Source organism: Streptomyces sp. NPDC002773 (assembly GCF_040295605.1).
Taxonomy (GTDB): Bacteria; Actinomycetota; Actinomycetes; order Streptomycetales; family Streptomycetaceae; genus Streptomyces.
In genome coordinates this window covers 112,254-127,914 of sequence record NZ_JBEOVO010000004.1, presented here as the reverse complement: position 1 = coordinate 127,914, position 15,661 = coordinate 112,254, and the positions used below count along the sequence as shown (strand labels likewise).

Below are 15,661 nucleotides of genomic sequence, written 5' to 3'. Positions count from 1 at the left end.
CGGTACGTGCCGTGGCCACTTTGTCCCGCCCGTGGAGAAAGTAGCGACACCTTCGGCGCAACGGGTTACGGACTCCGACGAAGCCCGCTAACTTCCTTGAAATGAACCGGTCACAGATCCGTCGACCGGCTCCTACCGCGTGACGGCGCGCGCCGGTAGGCACACTCGGCAGACCGATGGGGCTGCCGCCATCCCCCATACTTCGGGAGACCCCTGTGCGCATGAGAACGCTCCGACATCAGCGCGTTCGCTTCCTCCTCACCGCCGTGGCCTGCACGATCGGCTGTCTGCTGCCCGTGTCCCCGGCCACCGCCGCGCCCACGCATCACGACGGCGACGCCCACGCGGCGGCCGCACCGGAGTTCCAACAGGTGACGCTCGCCAAGGGCGTGGCCGAGACCGGTGAGCCCATGACCCTCGCGGTGCTCCCCGACCGCTCCGTCCTCCACACCTCGCGCGACGGCACCCTCCGCCTGACGAACGCCGCGGGGACCACCACCGTGGCGGGCAAGCTCGACGTGTACAGCCATGACGAGGAGGGCCTTCAGGGCATCGCGGTGGACCCGGGCTTCTCGTCGAACCGGCACGTCTACCTCTACTACGCCCCCAAGCTGGCCACCCCGGGCGGTGACGCCCCCGTGGAGGGCTCGGCGGCCGACTTCGCCCCCTTCGACGGGGTCAACCGGCTGTCCCGGTTCGTCCTGAAGACCGACGGCACCCTCGACCTCGGCAGCGAGAAGAAGGTCCTCGACGTCCCCGCGTCGCGCGGGCTCTGCTGCCACGTCGGCGGTGACATCGACTTCGACGCGGCCGGCAACCTGTACCTGTCGACCGGTGACGACACCAACCCGTTCGCCTCGGACAGCTACACCCCCATCGACGAGCGCCCCTCCCGCAACCCGGCGTACGACGCCCAGCGTTCCTCGGGCAACACCAACGACCTGCGCGGCAAAGTCCTGCGGATCAAGGTCAACGCCGACGGCTCGTACACGGTCCCGAGCGGCAACCTCTTCCCGCCCGGCACCGCGAAGACCCGTCCCGAGATCTACGCGATGGGCTTCCGCAACCCGTTCCGGATGAGCGTCGACAAGGCCACCGGGATCGTCTACCTCGGGGACTACGGCCCCGACGCCGGCAGCGCCAGTCCCTCGCGCGGCCCCGCCGGACAGGTGGAGTTCAACCGGATCACCAGGGCGGGCAACTTCGGCTGGCCGTACTGCACCGGTGACAACGACGCCTACGTCGACTTCAACTTCGCCACCGGCGCGTCGGGCGCCACGTTCAACTGCGCCGCCCCCAGGAACACCTCGCCGAACAACACCGGCCTCACCGATCTTCCTGCCGCCCAGTCCGCCTGGATCCCCTACGACGGCGGGTCTGTGCCGGAGTTCGGCAGCGGCTCGGAGTCCCCGATGGGCGGACCGGTCTACCGCTACGACGCCGCCTCCACCTCGGACGTGAAGTTCCCGCAGGAGTACGACGGGGACTACTTCGCCGGCGAGTTCGGCCGCCGCTGGATCAAGCGCGTCGAGTCCGGTACCGACGGCGCCGTGCAGTCCATCAACGCGTTCCCCTGGAACGGCACCCAGGTGATGGACATGGCCTTCGGCCCCGACGGCGCCCTGTACGTCCTCGACTACGGCACCGGCTACTTCAGCGGCGACGAGAACTCCGCCCTCTACCGCATCGAGCACGTCACCGGCGGGCTCGCGCCGATCGCGCAGGCCAAGGCGGACGTGACCTCCGGCAAGGGGCCCCTCACCGTCGCGTTCTCCTCCGCCGGCAGCACCGATCCGGACGGTTCAGCCCTCACCCACGCCTGGACCTTCGGCGACGGCGCCACGTCGACCGCGGCCAACCCCTCCCACACGTACACCGCCAACGGCCAGTACACCGCCACCCTGAAGGTCACGGACACCACCGGCAGGTCCGCGACGGCCTCCGTGCAGATCACGGTCGGCAACACCGCTCCCACGGTGCGCCTCGACCTGCCCGCCGCCGGAAGCGTCTACGACTTCGGCGCCGCGATCCCGTTCCGGGTGACCGTCACCGACCCGGAGGACGGAGTCGTCGACTGCTCCAAGGTCAAGGTGACGTTCGTCGTCGGGCACGACAGCCACGGCCATCCGCAGACCTCGACCACCGGCTGCGCCGGCACCCTGCAGACCCTGGCCGACGGCGAGCACGACCCCAACGCGAACATCTTCGGCGTCGTCGACGCCGAGTACACCGACAAGGGCGCCAACGGCCAGCCCGCCCTGACCGCACACGACCAGCACATCACCCAGCCCACCCACCGGCAGGCCGAGCACCACGGCGCCTCCTCCGGCGTCCAGGTGGTCACCCACACCCCCGCCCACGGCGGCAAGACCGTCGGCTACATCGACAACGGCGACTGGATCTCCTTCACGCCGTACGCGCTCGGCAACGTGACCCGCTTCACCGCCCGGGTCTCCTCCGCCGGAGCGGGCGGGACCATCGAGGTCCGCGCCGGTTCCCCGACGGGCACCCTGCTCGGCACGGCGACCGTACCGGTCACCGGCGGCTGGGAGACCTTCCAGGACGTGACCGCCCCGCTCGCGGGACAGCCGGCCGGCACGACGACGCTCCACCTCGTCTTCAAGGGCGGCAGCGGATCCCTGTTCGACATCGACGAGTTCTCCTTCACCACCTCCGGCGGCGGAACCCGCTCGGGCCCGGTGAAGGGGGTCATCGGCAAGTGCCTGGACGTCGACAACTCCTCGTCCGCGGACGGTACGAAGATCCAGCTGTGGACCTGCAACGGCACCGCCGCCCAGACGTGGACGATCGCCGGCGACGACACCGTCAAGGCGCTCGGCAAGTGCCTGGACATCTCGGGCGGAGGCAGCGCGGACGGTACGAAGGTCCAGCTGTGGACCTGTAACGGCACAGGAGCCCAGAAGTGGGCCCCGCAGACCGACGGAACCGTCCGCAACCCGCAGTCCGGCAAGTGCCTGGACGCCTCAGGAGGCGTCTGGAACGACGGCACCGCCGTCCACCTGTGGACCTGCCACACCGGCTCGAACCAGAAGTGGACCCTTCCGTAGAAAGGAGGCGATCGTGATGCGTACCCCTCTCACAGCGGTAGCCGGCCTGCTCGCCGGCGCCGTGCTCGCCCTGGCGCCGCAGGCGTCGGCGCTGCCCCCGGCCCTCAGCGCCCCGGTGGCCGCGGAGTCACGAACGGCGTCCGCGGAGACACGTGCCGCGGCCGACCCCGCGTACAAGATCCTCGTGTTCTCCAAGACCGCCGGCTACCGGCACTCCTCGATCGACGACGGCGTCGCGGCGCTGCAAGGCCTCGGCGCGGCGAACAACTTCACCGTAGACGCGACCGAGAACGCCCAGTCCTTCACGGCCGGCAACCTCGCCCAGTACAAGGCGGTCGTCTTCCTGTCGACGACGGGCGACGTGCTCGACGCCGGTCAGCAGACCGCGTTCGAGCAGTACGTGAAGGCCGGCGGCGGTTACGTCGGCATCCACGCCGCCGCCGACACCGAGTACGACTGGCCCTTCTACGAAGGCCTGGCCGGAGCGCTCTTCCACTCGCACCCCGCCATCCAGTCCGCCACCGTCAAGGTCGAGGACCGGGCGCACGACGCCACCGCCCACCTGGGCACCACCTGGCAGCGCACCGACGAGTGGTACAACTACCGCACCAACCCGCGCACCACGGCCCGGGTGCTCGCCGCGCTCGACGAGTCCAGCTACTCCGGCGGGAACATGGCGGGCGACCACCCGATCGCCTGGTGCAAGGACTACCAGGGCGGCCGGGCCTTCTACACCGGGGGTGGTCACACCGACGAGTCGTACACCGACCCCGCCTTCCGGCGGCACCTGCTCGGCGGAGTCCGGTGGGCCGCCGGGATGACCGACGCCGACTGCCGCCCCGAGACCGGGTACACGGCCCTGTTCGACGGCTCGTCCACCGCCGGATGGAAGCAGGCCGGTCCCGGCGGCTTCACCCTCGCGGACGGCACCCTCACCTCACAGGGCGGTCTCGGCATGCTCTGGCACTCCGCCAAGGAGATCACCGGCGACTACTCCCTCAAACTGGACTGGCGGGCCGCCGGGGACGACAACTCCGGTGTCTTCCTGGGCTTCCCGGCCTCCGACGACCCGTGGTCTGCGGTGAACAACGGCTACGAGATCCAGATCGACGCCACCGATGCCGCCGACCGCACCACGGGCGCCGTCTACGGCTTCCGGTCCGCCGACATCGCCGCGCGCGACGCGGCCCTGAACCCACCGGGCGAGTGGAACACGTACGAACTCCGGGTCACCGGCGAGCGGTTGGAGATCTTCCTCAACGGCCGCAAGATCAACGACTTCACCAACACCGACCCTGCCAGAAGCCTGCGCCAGGGCCACATCGGTCTGCAGAACCACGGAGACGGCGACGACGTCGCCTTCCGCAACATCCGGATCAAGCAGGGTGGCGGGCAGCAGCCCGGCCCCGTACCGGGTGCGGTGAAGGGCGTCAACGGCAAGTGCCTGGACGTCGACAACTCCGCGACCGCGGACGGTACGAAGATCCAGCTGTGGACCTGCAACGGCACGGGCGCCCAGTCGTGGACGGTCGCCGGTGACGGGACGATGAAGGCCCTCGGCAAGTGCCTGGACGTCTCCGGCGGGGGCAGTGCGGACGGTACGAAGGTCCAGCTGTGGACCTGTAACGGCACAGGAGCCCAGAAGTGGGCCCCGCAGGCCGACGGAACCGTCCGCAACCCGCAGTCCGGCAAGTGCCTGGACGCCTCGGGAGGCGTCTGGAACGACGGCACCGCCGTCCACCTGTGGACCTGCCACACCGGCGCCAACCAGAAGTGGACCCTGCCCTGACCGGTAGGTGAGCGGACCCGCGCCGCCACGCGCTGTAGCGCGTGGCGGCGCAGTGCGGCCCGGACCTGATTCGGCCCCGTCGAGGAGTCCAGAGGGGCAGCAGCAGTGGGCCATGGCGGCCGGGCGCATGCGGCGGCGTTGAACTATGGTGTCCCACCACATACGCCCCTGACCTGCCACTTCCTACGGTGTGGCGACACCGAAACGTCCCCGTCCCTGCCTGGAAGTGGTGCACATGGCCGCCGCAACACCCTCCCCGACGCCACCCGGATCCCTGAAGAGAATCGTCGCCGCCAGCCTCATCGGCACGACGATCGAGTGGTACGACTTCTTCTTGTACGGGTCCGCCGCGGCGCTCGTGTTCAACAAGCTGTTCTTTCCCGAGTCCGATCCGCTGGTCGGGACCCTGCTGTCGTTCCTGACGTACGCGGTCGGGTTCGCCGCGCGGCCCCTCGGGGCGCTGGTGTTCGGGCACTACGGGGACCGGCTCGGGCGGAAGAAGCTGCTGGTCCTCAGCCTGCTGCTGATGGGTGGGGCGACGTTCGCCATCGGGCTGCTGCCGACCCACGCGACCATCGGTTCCGCCGCTCCGGTGCTGCTGACCGTGCTGCGGCTCGTGCAGGGCTTCGCGCTCGGCGGTGAGTGGGGCGGGGCCGTACTCCTCGTGTCCGAGCACGGGGACGCCAAGCGGCGCGGGTTCTGGGCCTCGTGGCCGCAGACCGGTGCGCCGGCCGGGCAGTTGCTCGCGACCGGTGTGCTCTCCGCGCTGACCGCGCTGCTCTCGGACGACGCCTTCGTCTCCTGGGGCTGGCGCATTCCCTTCCTGCTCTCCGGCGTCCTGGTGATCGTCGGCCTCTGGATCCGGCTCTCGGTCGACGAGTCGCCCGTCTTCAAGGCGGCCCTCGCCGCCGCCGAGGAGCGCAAGGCGGTCGCCGGGCAGGTCGAGAAGATGCCGCTGGTCGCCGTCCTCAAGCACCACTGGCGTGACGTGCTGATCGCGATGGGCGCCCGCATGGCGGAGAACATCTCGTACTACGTGATCACCGCGTTCATCCTCGTGTACGCCACCACCGAGGTCGACCTGTCCAAGCAGACCGCCCTGAACGCGGTCCTCATCGCCTCCGCCGTCCACTTCGCCGTCATCCCCGCGTGGGGCGCGCTCTCCGACCGGATCGGCCGCCGGCCCGTCTATCTGATCGGCGCGATCGGTGTCGGGGCGTGGATGTTCCCCTTCTTCGCCCTCATCGACCGGGGCTCCTTCGGCAGCCTGCTGCTCGCGGTGACCGTCGGCCTTGTCCTGCACGGCGCGATGTACGCCCCGCAGGCCGCCTTCTTCTCGGAGATGTTCGCGACCCGGATGCGCTACTCCGGTGCCTCCATCGGCGCCCAGTTCTCCTCCGTGGCCGCCGGCGCGCCCGCCCCGCTCATCGCGACCGCCCTCCTCGCCGACTACGGCAGCTCGACCCCGATCGCCCTGTACGTGATCGCCGCCGCGCTACTCACCGTCGTCGCCATCGCCTGTGCCCAGGAGACCCGCGACCGCGACCTCGGGGAGATCGAGGAGCGGACCCCCGCGGACTCCCCCGTCCGCGCCGACGTCTGATCCCCCACGCCCTGTTCGGCACCACACAGCCCCGTGCCCCGCTCCTCGCGAGCGGGGCACGGGGCTTTCCTCGTTCTCTACTTTCCCGTGACCGCGTCCGCGAGCGCGTGCAGGCGCAGCGCCAGCTGGATCTCCAGGGCGCGGGACGGCGACTGCCAGTCGGGGCCGAGGAGTCTGCCGACCCGTTCCAGACGCTGCGCCACCGTGTTGACGTGCACGTGGAGTTCGTCCTTGGTGCGGGCCGGGCTCATGCCGCTCGCGAAGTAGGCGTCCAGGGTGCGGACGAGGTCGGTGCCGCGGCGCCGGTCGTACGCGACGACCTGGCCGATCGTCCGGTCGACGAAGCCGTCGATGTCCCGGCCGTCGGCGAGCAGGAGGCCCAGGAAGCCGAGGTCCTCGGCGGCGGCGCCCTGGCCCGCGCGGTGCAGCAGGACGAGCGCGTCGAGGCAGCGGCGGGCCTCCTCGTACGCGACGGCCACCTGGTCCGGCCGGTCGAGGGGCGCCCGTACGGGGGCGGACGCGCCGACGGTGACCGGTTCGCGGAGGGTGCCGCCGAGGCTCCGCGCGGTCTGCCGGGCGAGTTCGGCGGCGCTCTCGCCGGGGCCGAGCGGCAGCAGCAGGACCGTACCGCCGTCGCGTGCCGAGGCGAGTCCGTGGCGGGTGGCGGCCAGGTGGGTGGCCGCGGACCACAGGCGCTGGCGGTCGGCGCCCTCGCGGCCGGCGGCGTCGGGGTCGGCCCCGCCGCCGGCCCGGTCGATCCGGGCGGCGAGCACGACGTGCGGGGCTTCGCTGTCGGTACGGAGCCGGGCCGCGCGCTCCCTGAGCAGGCGGCGGTCCCGGTCGGGGGCGTCGAGGAGGTCGTCGAGGAGTTCGCCCCGTACCCGCTGCTCGGCCTCTCCCGCGGAGCGGCGGGCGAGCAGCAGCAGGGAGGTGACGAGGGCGGCGCGCTCCAGGGTGCGCTGGTCGACCGGGTCGAGGTCGGGCTGTCCGCGGAGGACGAGGGCGCCCAGGGTCTCGCCGCCGGCGGAGACGGCGGCGACCCAGTCCTCGCCCTCGCGGACCGCGTGGCCCCCGGCACGGCGGGCGGCTCCGGCGCCCTCCTCGCTGAACTCGACGGTGCCGCCGAGGACTTCGGAGACGGCCTCGGCCACGTCGTGGACTCCGCCGCCGTGCAGGACGAGTTCGGAGAGCCGGTCGTGGACCTCGGAGGCCCGTTCGATGACGCCGCTGTGTTCCCGGATGATGCCGTTGGCCCGTTCCAGCTCCGCGAGGGCGGAGCGGGTCTCGGCGAGGAGGTTGGCCGTGTCGATGGCCACGGCGGCGTGCGCGGCGAAGGAGCCGAGCAGCGCGACCTGTTCGCGCTCGAAGACCCTGGCCCTGCGGTCGGCGGCGAAGAGGACGCCGATGACCTGGCTGCCGAGGCTGAGCGGGACGCCGAGGATGGCGACGAGGCCCTCGTCCCGTACGGCCGCGTCGATGGTCCGGGTGTGCTGGAAGCGCGGGTCCTCGAAGTAGTCGTCGGTGACGTACGGGCGGGCCGTCTGGGCGACGAGACCGCCGAGCCCCTCCCCCATGCCCAGTCTGACCTGCTGGAAGCGCGCCGAGACCGACCCCTCGGTGACCCGCATGTACGTGTCGCCGGCGGCCGGGTCGTTGAGGCTGAGGTAGGCGACCTCGGTGCCGAGGAGGGAGCGGGCGCGCTGGACGATGGCGCGCAGGACCGCGTCGAGGTCGCGGAGTCCCGCGAGGTCGTGGGCGGTGGCGAAGAGCGCGGACAGTTCCGCCTCGCGGCGCCGCCGCCCCTCCAGCTCGGCCCGGACGCGCAGGGCGAGCTGCTTGGCCTCTTCGAGCTCGGCCAGCGCCTCGGGGCCCGCGCCGCTCGCACGGGCGAGGAGCACGGGCCGGTCGTAGGCCTCCGTGGCTGCTCCTCGGGCGAGAAGCTCCAGGTAGGACACGTGTTCGTGGGACATGGACACAGGGATACCTGCCGAACGTGTGGTCGCACCACCCCTGTGGACAACCTTCGCCGGAACGTTCAGTGCGCGGTCCAGCCGCCGTCGAGGGTGAGGGAGGTGCCGGTGATGAACGAGGCCGGAGGCGTGCAGAGGTAGAGGACGGCCTCGGCGACCTCCTCCGGTTCGACGAGCCGCTTGAGCGCCGAGTCCTTCAGGAGGACCTCGGAGAGGACCCGCTCCGGGGGGATGCCGTGGGCCGCGGCCTGGTCGGCGATCTGCCGTTCGACGAGCGGGGTACGCACATAGCCGGGGTTGACGCAGTTGGAGGTCACCCCGTGCGGGGCTCCTTCCAGGGCGGCCGTCTTGGAGAGGCCCTCCAGACCGTGCTTGGCGGCCACGTACGCGGACTTGAAGGCGGAGGCGCGCAGCCCGTGGACCGAGGAGAGGTTGACGATACGGCCCCACCCCTGGGCGTACATGTGCGGCAGGGCACCCCGGATGAGCCGGAAGGGTGCCTCCAGCATCACCGTGAGAACGGTGTGGAAGACGTCCGGCGGGAACTCCTCGATGGGGCGGACGAGCTGGAGTCCGGCGTTGTTGACGAGGATGTCGGCGCCGGCCGCTGCGGCCTCCGCGGCGTCCAGGTCGGTGAGGTCGAGGAGCCGGGGTTCGAGGCTGCCGGGGAGCGCGGCGGCCTCCTCGACCAGGGTCTCCAGGCCCTCGGCGGCCCGGTCCACGGCTCTGACCCGGGCCCCCGAGGCGGCGAGCCGCAGCGCGCAGGCGCGCCCGATGCCGCCGGCCGCGCCGGTGACGAGCGCGGTGCGGCCGGTGAGGTCGAGGACGACGGCACGGGTCTGGGCTGCGGGCGCGGCTGCCGCCACGGATGCGGGTGCGGGTCTCATGCTCCGCACCCTATGAAGGGGCTTCTCCCCCACCGATGTGTGCCGAGCCCATAGTTCAGCTGGTTGCCGTGGTGTGGAACCATGTGGGTTCGTCGGCCAGCGCCTTCTCGATCCGCAGCCGGGAGAAACGCTTCAGCTCCGGCAGGTCGTCCACGTCGAACCAGCCGACCTCGGTGGACTCGTCGTCGTTGACCCGTGCCTCGCCGCCCACCGCGCGGCAGCGGAAGGACACGTCCATGAACTGGCACTCGTCGCCGTTGGCGTAGACGACGGGCTTGTGGAGGGTCTCGACGAGCACGATCCGCTCGACCTCGCAGCGCACCGCGGTCTCCTCGTACACCTCGCGCACCGCGCAGTCGGCGGGCTGCTCGCCGGGGTCGACGATGCCTCCGATGACCGCCCACCGGCCGTTGTCGGAGCGCCGGCCGAGCAGCACCCGGCCCTGGTCGTCGAAGACGACGGCGCTCACTCCGGGGAGGAAGAGGAGCTGGTGTCCGGCCTTCTCGCGCAGGGACCGGATGAAGTCAGGGGTAGCCATGGATCCGACCCTAGATCATGGCCCGCTAGCCGCGGCGGGCCCGTACGGAGCGGAACGCCGCCCAGCCGACGCCGGCGGCCCCGAGCGCCACGAGCAGGGCCTCGGGCAGGGTGCCCATCCGGGTCGCCGGGGTCAGCGAGGAGCGCAGCGGCACCTTCTCGACCAGGACGTCCGGGGTGAACATCTTCGTCTGCGCGACGATCTCGCCGTCCGGCCGGATGACCGCGCTGACCCCGCTGGTGACCGGCACGACCACCGACCGGCTGTGCTCGACGGCGCGCACCCGGGACATCGCTAGCTGCTGGTACGTCATCTCGCTGCGGCCGAAGGTGGCGTTGTTGCTGGGGACGGAGATGAGCTGCGCGCCGTGGGTGACGGTGTCGCGCACGGCCCAGTCGAAGGCCGCCTCGTAGCAGGTGGCGAGGCCCACCTTGGTCCCCGCGAGGTCGAAGACGCCGATCTTCGTACCGGCGCCGAAGTCCCGGCTCACCCGGTCGACGTTGCTGTTGAAGAGGCGGACGACGGACCGCATCGGGATGTACTCGCCGAACGGCTGGACGTGCCGCTTGTCGTAGGCGGCGACCGGGCCGCGCTCCGGGTCCCACTCGATGAGGGTGTTGCGGAGCTTGCCCGTCTCGGGGGCGACGACCGCGCCGATCACCGTCGGTACGCCGATCGCCCGGACCGCTCCGTCGATGACGTCGGCGGCGTCGGCGTTCGCGTACGGGTCGATGTCCGAGGAGTTCTCGGGCCACAGGACGAAGTCGGGCTGCGGTGCGCGGCCGGCCTTGACGTCCGCGGCGAGTTCACGGGTGCGGGCGGCGTGGTTGTCGAGCACGGCCCGGCGCTGGGAGTTGAAGTCGAGGCCGAGACGGGGCACGTTGCCCTGGACGGCTGCGACGGTGGCGGTGCCGTCCTCGGCCGCGTCGTCGACGAGGGGCAGGGCCGCGAGGGCGCCGCCGACCGGGACGAGCACGGAGAGCGCGGCGACGACGAGCGGCCCGCGGGGGACGGCGCCGGTGGCCCGGTACGCCCGGACCTGCCGGTACGCCTCGTACAGGCCGAAGCCGCAGAGGGCGACGGCGAACCCGAGCACCGGCGTACCGCCGACGGCGGCGAGCGGCAGGAAGACCCCGTCCGCCTGCCCGAAGGCGATCTTGCCCCAGGGGAAGCCGCCGAAGGGCACGCGCGCGCGTGCCCCTTCCGCGATGATCCACACCCCGGCGGCGAAGACCGGCCACCACGGGAGCCGGGAGACGGCCGCGATGCCGAGCCCGGCGGCGGCGACGAAGAGCGCCTCGACGGCGGCGAGGGCGAGCCAGGGCCCGGCGCCGACCTCCTCACCGGTCCAGACGAGGAGCGGCAGCAGGAAACCGAGCCCGGCCAGGTAGCCGAGGCCGAACCCGGCCCGGAGGCGGCGGCCCCGCAGGGCCCAGCCGAGCAGGGCGAAGGCGGGCAGCGCGAGCCACCACAGGGGCCGGGGCGGGAAGCTCAGGTAGAGCAGGAACCCGGACAGCAGAGCCGCGCCCGGCCGCACGAACCGCCGCAGCCGGGAACCCGGCGCGGGTGCGGTGGCGGTTCCGGACGGGTCGACGGGGGTGATGGTGGCGCTCACCTTGCGGAGTCTACGGGTCGTCCCTGCCGGTCAGCAGGGCGGCAGGGACCGGGACGGACCCCGTGACCTGCCAGGACGTACCGCGGGTGGACGGGCACGGGCGCGCGCTCACGTGGCCTCTCCGGCCTCAGACGCCCGTCGCCGCCGGCGGTCCCGGCGGAGTCGTCGGGGGACGGAGGTGGTCGCGGATGACACGTACCGCCGACTCGGCGTCGTCGACGGTCACCGTGAACGTACGCCCGTCGCCGAGGCGCAGGACCAGACCCTCGCCGCGCCTGACGACCACGGCCGTGCCCTTCTCGGGGCGCCAGCGGTAGCCCCAACCGCCCCAGTGGCGCGGGGTGACGCTCGGTGCGAAGTCCGCGCCGACGACGTGGGAGAGGAGGATGCGGCGGCGCGGCAGGCCGATGTGGCCGCAGCGGACCTCCATGGCGAGGTCGTCGACCTTCACGGCCACATGGACGAAGGCGAGGGTGCCGAAGAGGACGAGCAGTCCGGCGGCGACGCAGCCGACGACGGCCATCAGGAGGGCCGCGATGCCGGAGGTCCAGGGCGACTCCACGGCGATGGTGATGCCGAGGGCCATGAAGGCGGCGCCGGCGGCGGCCGCCACCCACTGGAAACGGTTGGTGGCGCGGCCGGTCCAGACGACGGGTCTCCGCTCGTCGGCGTGCTGGTTCCGGGCGCGCTCCCTCATAGGGGGAGAGTACCCAGGATCGGCCTGGACAGCGCGCCGGGGCGAAGCCGTCCGCGCACGCTCAGTGAGCGGGTGCGGCCGCCGCGAGGATCCGGCCCTCGGCGTAGCCGAGAGCGGTGGCGGGGAGCGGTCCGGGGCGTCCGCTGAGCAGGACGGAGAGGCCGCCGGTGGGGTCGGCGTCGGGGGCCGGTTCGGCGCCGACGCGGCGCAGCGCCTGGGCGGCGACGGCGTCCGCGGAGCCATGGAAGACGAGCGGGGGCAGCCCGGGTGCGCGGCGGGCCTCGAGAGCGGCGAGGATGCGCTGCTCGACCAGTTCGTAGTGGGTGCAGCCGAGGACGACGGCGCGGACGTCCCGGGGGGTGAGCGCGGCGGCCGCGGCGACGGCCCGGTCCACGGCCTCCGCGTCGGCGTGCTCCACGGCGTCGGCGAGCCCCGGGCAGGGCACCTCGGTGACCTCGGCGCCGTCGGCGAAGTCGCGGATGAGCCCGCGCTGGTAGGCGCTGCCGGTGGTGGCCGGGGTGGCCCAGATGGCGACCTTGCCGCCGCCCGCGGCGGCGGGCTTGATCGCGGGCACGGTGCCGATGACGGGGATGTCCGGTTCCAGGGCGGCGCGCAGGGCGGGCAGGGCGTGCACGGTGGCGGTGTTGCACGCCACGATCAGCGCCTGCGGGCGGTGCTCGGCGGCGGCGAGCGCCACGGCCAGGGCGCGCGCTGTGAGGTCCTCCGGGGTACGCGGGCCCCACGGCATGCCGTCGGGGTCGTTGGAGAGGAGCAGATCGGCGTCCGGCCGGAGCCGCCGCACCGCGGCCGCCGCCGGGAGGAGGCCGATTCCGGAGTCCATGAGCGCGATCTTCACCCGGTCACCCTAGCCGATGAGCCTTACATCCCCCGCGATCTGGGGCAGACTGCCGCGAATGAGCACCCTCGCCTGGTTCGCGCTCGGTTCCTCGGCCGTATGGGCTTGGCTGCTGCTGGGCCAGGGGTTCTTCTGGCGGACGGACCAGCGGCTGCCGTCGACCCCCGGGGGCCACGCGCGCGGGGACGGGGACACCGCGGGCGCGGAAGCCACGGATGCAGGCGCGCGATCCACAGGTACGGAAGCCGCGCCCCGTTGGCCTCGTGTGGTCGTCGTCGTACCGGCGCGGGACGAGGCCGGGGTGCTGCCGCTGAGTCTGCCGTCGCTGCTCGCCCAGGACTATCCGGGTGTCGCCGAGGTGATCCTCGTGGACGACGGGAGTACGGACGGCACGGGGGCACTCGCCGTGGAGCTGGTCCGCCGGTGCGGGGGGCTTCCGCTGACCGTGGTGTCCCCTGGTGAGCCCGAGCGGGGCTGGACGGGGAAGCTGTGGGCGCTGCGGCACGGCATGGCGCTGGCACGCGCGCGCGGACCCGAGTTCCTGCTCCTGACCGACGCGGACATCGCCCATGAGCCGGACAGTCTGCGGCTGCTGGTGTCGGCGGCGGTGGGGAACGATCTGGATCTGGTGTCGCAGATGGCCCGCCTCCGGGTCACGAGCCCGTGGGAGCGGCTGGTCGTACCGGCGTTCGTCTACTTCTTCGCGCAGCTGTACCCCTTCCGGTGGATCAACCGCGCGCGGCCTCTGGCGACGGCGGCCGCGGGCGGCTGTGTGCTGCTGCGGACGGAGACGGCGGTGGCGGCGGACGTGCCGGAGGCGATCCGGCAGGCGGTGATCGACGACGTGTCGTTGGCGCGGGCAGTACGGCGGGCCGGCGGGCGGATCTGGCTGGGGCTCGCGGATCGGGTCGACAGCGTCCGCCCGTACCCGGGGCTCGGCGAGCTGTGGCGGATGGTCGCGCGGAGCGCGTACGCGCAGTTGCGGCACAACCCGCTGCTGCTCGCGGGGACGGTGGCCGGTCTCGTACTCGTCTACCTGGTGCCCCCGGTGGCGCTGGTGGCGGGTGTGACGGGCGGTGACCCCGTGGCGGCCTGGGCGGGTGGTGCGGCCTGGGCGGTGATGGCCGGGACGTACGTGCCGATGCTCCGCTACTACCGGCAGCCGCTGTGGCTCGCTCCGCTGCTGCCGTTCACCGCGTTCCTCTATCTCCTGATGACGGTGGACTCGGCCGTACGGCACCACCGGGGCGTCGGCGCGGCCTGGAAGGGCCGGACGTACGCGCGCCCGGAGACGGTCCCGGACCGGTGAGCGACGGCTGATCCCGTACGGGTTCTGGACGACTCGTGCCCCGTGCGCCCGGGCATATCATCGGCGCACCCCATCGGACTCCCGCGCGCCCGACCGGCGAGCGCGGCTGAAAAGACGGCAGAACACCTGTGCACTCCACGTTGATTCGGCTGATCGAGCCCTCCGACGGACCCGCGCTCGCCGAGCTGCTCTCCCGGGACAAGCAGGCGTACAAGCGCTGGATGCCGGCGAAGCCCGCGGAGTTCTACACGCCCGACGGGCAGGCCTCGGTCATCGCGTCCCTTCTGGATTCCCATGGCAAGGGGCTCGCGTGGCCCGGCGTCGTGGTCTCCGACGGGACCGTCATCGGCCAGATCACCCTCACGATCCTGCGCGGCCCGTTCCAGAAGGGATTCCTCGGCTACTGGGTCTCCTCCCTCCACCAGGGACTCGGGCACACGAGCCGTGCCGTCGGCCTCGCGGTGCGGATCGCCGCGGACGAGCTGAGCCTGCACCGCCTGGAGGCGCACACCCAGCTGGAGAACCACGCGTCCCAGGCGATCCTCCGCAAGCACGGATTCCGTTCCTGGGGCATCGCCCATGAACACTTCTACGCCGACGGCGCGTGGCGCGACGAAGTGTTCTGGGAAAGAAAACTGACCGACGCCGACGTCGCCCTTTGTAGCCCGCCCGCCACTTCTTGTTAACAGGGCGGTGCCGCGCTCGGAAAACCCCCGCTGCCGACGCGGGCTTTGACGGCGTTTTGGCAGGTCAGGCGAGCAAAACCAGCGTAAAACGGATGACCCGGAGATTGGGACTCCCCAACCGGCACATCGTGGGCTTAACTTATGGCCATGACCTCCCCCCGCTCCTCCTATGGAGGCGGTTACCACACCGCGCCGTCCTTCCCGGACACCCCGATCTACGACTCCCTGGTCGCGGAGCGGGGCACGCCTCAGATCGCCCCGATCCGAGTGCCCGCCGCCTACGACACCGGCAGCAACTTCTCCACGAGCGGCTCCTACCTGCCGGCGCTCCCCTCGGCGCTGCCCGCCCTTCCGGCGGCGCCCACCCCGCAGCCGTCCTACGGCGGCGGCTACGGATACCCGCAGCCCTCGCCGCAGATGGCCCCCGTGCCCCTGCAGCACGCCCCCGCCCCGTACATCCCGCAGCAGCAGGCGGCCCCGCGCGGCTACCAGGGCGGTCAGTACCCGCAGCAGCCCCGGCCCGCGGCCGCGGGGTACGAGGCGATGCGTCCGGCGGCGCCCCGGCCCGCCCCCTCGCCGGTGCACGCCCCCGCGCCGTACGACGACCCGTACAACCGTCCTTACCAGGGCGGGGGTTACTGAC

General features: G+C 72.2%; 12 protein-coding genes. 6 read left to right on the top strand and 6 right to left on the bottom strand.

Features of this window, described 5'->3' with window-relative positions; genetic code table 11:
- The first annotated feature begins 221 nt into the window (after positions 1-221).
- The 3 genes from ABT034_RS07590 to ABT034_RS07580 all read left to right on the top strand — a co-directional run bounded on the left by ABT034_RS07590 (position 222) and on the right by ABT034_RS07580 (position 6,460).
- Complete coding sequence (locus tag ABT034_RS07590; protein WP_351212314.1) at positions 222-3,068, top strand: carbohydrate-binding protein; 2,847 nt, start codon at positions 222-224, stop codon at positions 3,066-3,068.
- 16 nt (positions 3,069-3,084) lie between these two features.
- Positions 3,085-4,857 (top strand): ThuA domain-containing protein, encoded by a 1,773-nt coding sequence (locus ABT034_RS07585; protein ID WP_351212312.1) that lies wholly within the window; start codon positions 3,085-3,087, stop codon positions 4,855-4,857.
- A 235-nt stretch (positions 4,858-5,092) separates the two neighbouring features.
- The gene (locus tag ABT034_RS07580) at positions 5,093-6,460 is read left to right on the top strand and encodes an MFS transporter (RefSeq protein ID WP_351212310.1); all 1,368 of its coding nucleotides are present in this window, start codon (positions 5,093-5,095) and stop codon (positions 6,458-6,460) included.
- 77 nt (positions 6,461-6,537) lie between these two features.
- Here the strand turns inward: ABT034_RS07580 and ABT034_RS07575 are convergent, their stop codons facing one another.
- From ABT034_RS07575 to ABT034_RS07550, 6 genes are all read right to left on the bottom strand, one after another.
- The gene (locus ABT034_RS07575; RefSeq protein WP_351212308.1) at positions 6,538-8,430 is read right to left on the bottom strand and encodes a helix-turn-helix domain-containing protein; all 1,893 of its coding nucleotides are present in this window, start codon (positions 8,428-8,430) and stop codon (positions 6,538-6,540) included.
- Between the two features lie 65 nt (positions 8,431-8,495).
- Positions 8,496-9,317, bottom strand: a complete 822-nt coding sequence (locus ABT034_RS07570; RefSeq protein ID WP_351212306.1) for a 3-hydroxybutyrate dehydrogenase — start codon at positions 9,315-9,317, stop codon at positions 8,496-8,498.
- A 55-nt stretch (positions 9,318-9,372) separates the two neighbouring features.
- Positions 9,373-9,855 carry an NUDIX hydrolase gene (locus ABT034_RS07565; RefSeq protein WP_351212304.1) on the bottom strand — a complete coding sequence of 161 codons (483 nt, stop codon included), beginning with the start codon at positions 9,853-9,855 and terminating at the stop codon, positions 9,373-9,375.
- Positions 9,856-9,880: 25 nt separating this feature from the next.
- Positions 9,881-11,470, bottom strand: coding sequence for an apolipoprotein N-acyltransferase (lnt, locus tag ABT034_RS07560; RefSeq protein ID WP_351212302.1), 1,590 nt, complete (start codon positions 11,468-11,470; stop codon positions 9,881-9,883).
- Between the two features lie 127 nt (positions 11,471-11,597).
- Positions 11,598-12,167 (bottom strand): hypothetical protein, encoded by a 570-nt coding sequence (locus tag ABT034_RS07555; RefSeq protein ID WP_351212300.1) that lies wholly within the window; start codon positions 12,165-12,167, stop codon positions 11,598-11,600.
- A gap of 61 nt (positions 12,168-12,228) precedes the next feature.
- Positions 12,229-13,023, bottom strand: a complete 795-nt coding sequence (locus ABT034_RS07550) for a glutamate racemase (protein ID WP_351212299.1) — start codon at positions 13,021-13,023, stop codon at positions 12,229-12,231.
- A 58-nt stretch (positions 13,024-13,081) separates the two neighbouring features.
- On the opposite strand from ABT034_RS07550, the gene ABT034_RS07545 reads away from it, so the two are divergent.
- The 3 genes from ABT034_RS07545 (at position 13,082) to ABT034_RS07535 (ending at position 15,660) form a co-directional block, all read left to right on the top strand.
- Positions 13,082-14,332, top strand: coding sequence for a glycosyltransferase (locus ABT034_RS07545; RefSeq protein ID WP_351212297.1), 1,251 nt, complete (start codon positions 13,082-13,084; stop codon positions 14,330-14,332).
- Between the two features lie 128 nt (positions 14,333-14,460).
- Positions 14,461-15,018: a GNAT family N-acetyltransferase gene (locus ABT034_RS07540; RefSeq protein ID WP_351212295.1), complete on the top strand. Its 558-nt coding sequence runs from the start codon at positions 14,461-14,463 to the stop codon at positions 15,016-15,018.
- Positions 15,019-15,165: 147 nt separating this feature from the next.
- Complete coding sequence (locus ABT034_RS07535) at positions 15,166-15,660, top strand: DUF6643 family protein (RefSeq protein WP_351212293.1); 495 nt, start codon at positions 15,166-15,168, stop codon at positions 15,658-15,660.
- The last annotated feature ends 1 nt before the right edge of the window (position 15,661 follow it).

Excerpts from the sequence above, each read along its gene's own strand:
- ABT034_RS07575 (WP_351212308.1), bottom strand. The coding sequence starts at position 8,430 with ATGTCCCACGAACACGTGTCCTACCTGGAGCTTCTCGCCCGAGGAGCA.
- ABT034_RS07565 (WP_351212304.1), bottom strand. The coding sequence starts at position 9,855 with ATGGCTACCCCTGACTTCATCCGGTCCCTGCGCGAGAAGGCCGGACAC.
- ABT034_RS07585 (WP_351212312.1), top strand. The coding sequence starts at position 3,085 with ATGCGTACCCCTCTCACAGCGGTAGCCGGCCTGCTCGCCGGCGCCGTG.
- ABT034_RS07535 (WP_351212293.1), top strand. The coding sequence starts at position 15,166 with ATGACCTCCCCCCGCTCCTCCTATGGAGGCGGTTACCACACCGCGCCG.
- ABT034_RS07570 (WP_351212306.1), bottom strand. The coding sequence starts at position 9,317 with ATGAGACCCGCACCCGCATCCGTGGCGGCAGCCGCGCCCGCAGCCCAG.
- ABT034_RS07590 (WP_351212314.1), top strand. The coding sequence starts at position 222 with ATGAGAACGCTCCGACATCAGCGCGTTCGCTTCCTCCTCACCGCCGTG.
- ABT034_RS07555 (WP_351212300.1), bottom strand. The coding sequence starts at position 12,167 with ATGAGGGAGCGCGCCCGGAACCAGCACGCCGACGAGCGGAGACCCGTC.
- ABT034_RS07545 (WP_351212297.1), top strand. The coding sequence starts at position 13,082 with ATGAGCACCCTCGCCTGGTTCGCGCTCGGTTCCTCGGCCGTATGGGCT.
- ABT034_RS07580 (WP_351212310.1), top strand. The coding sequence starts at position 5,093 with ATGGCCGCCGCAACACCCTCCCCGACGCCACCCGGATCCCTGAAGAGA.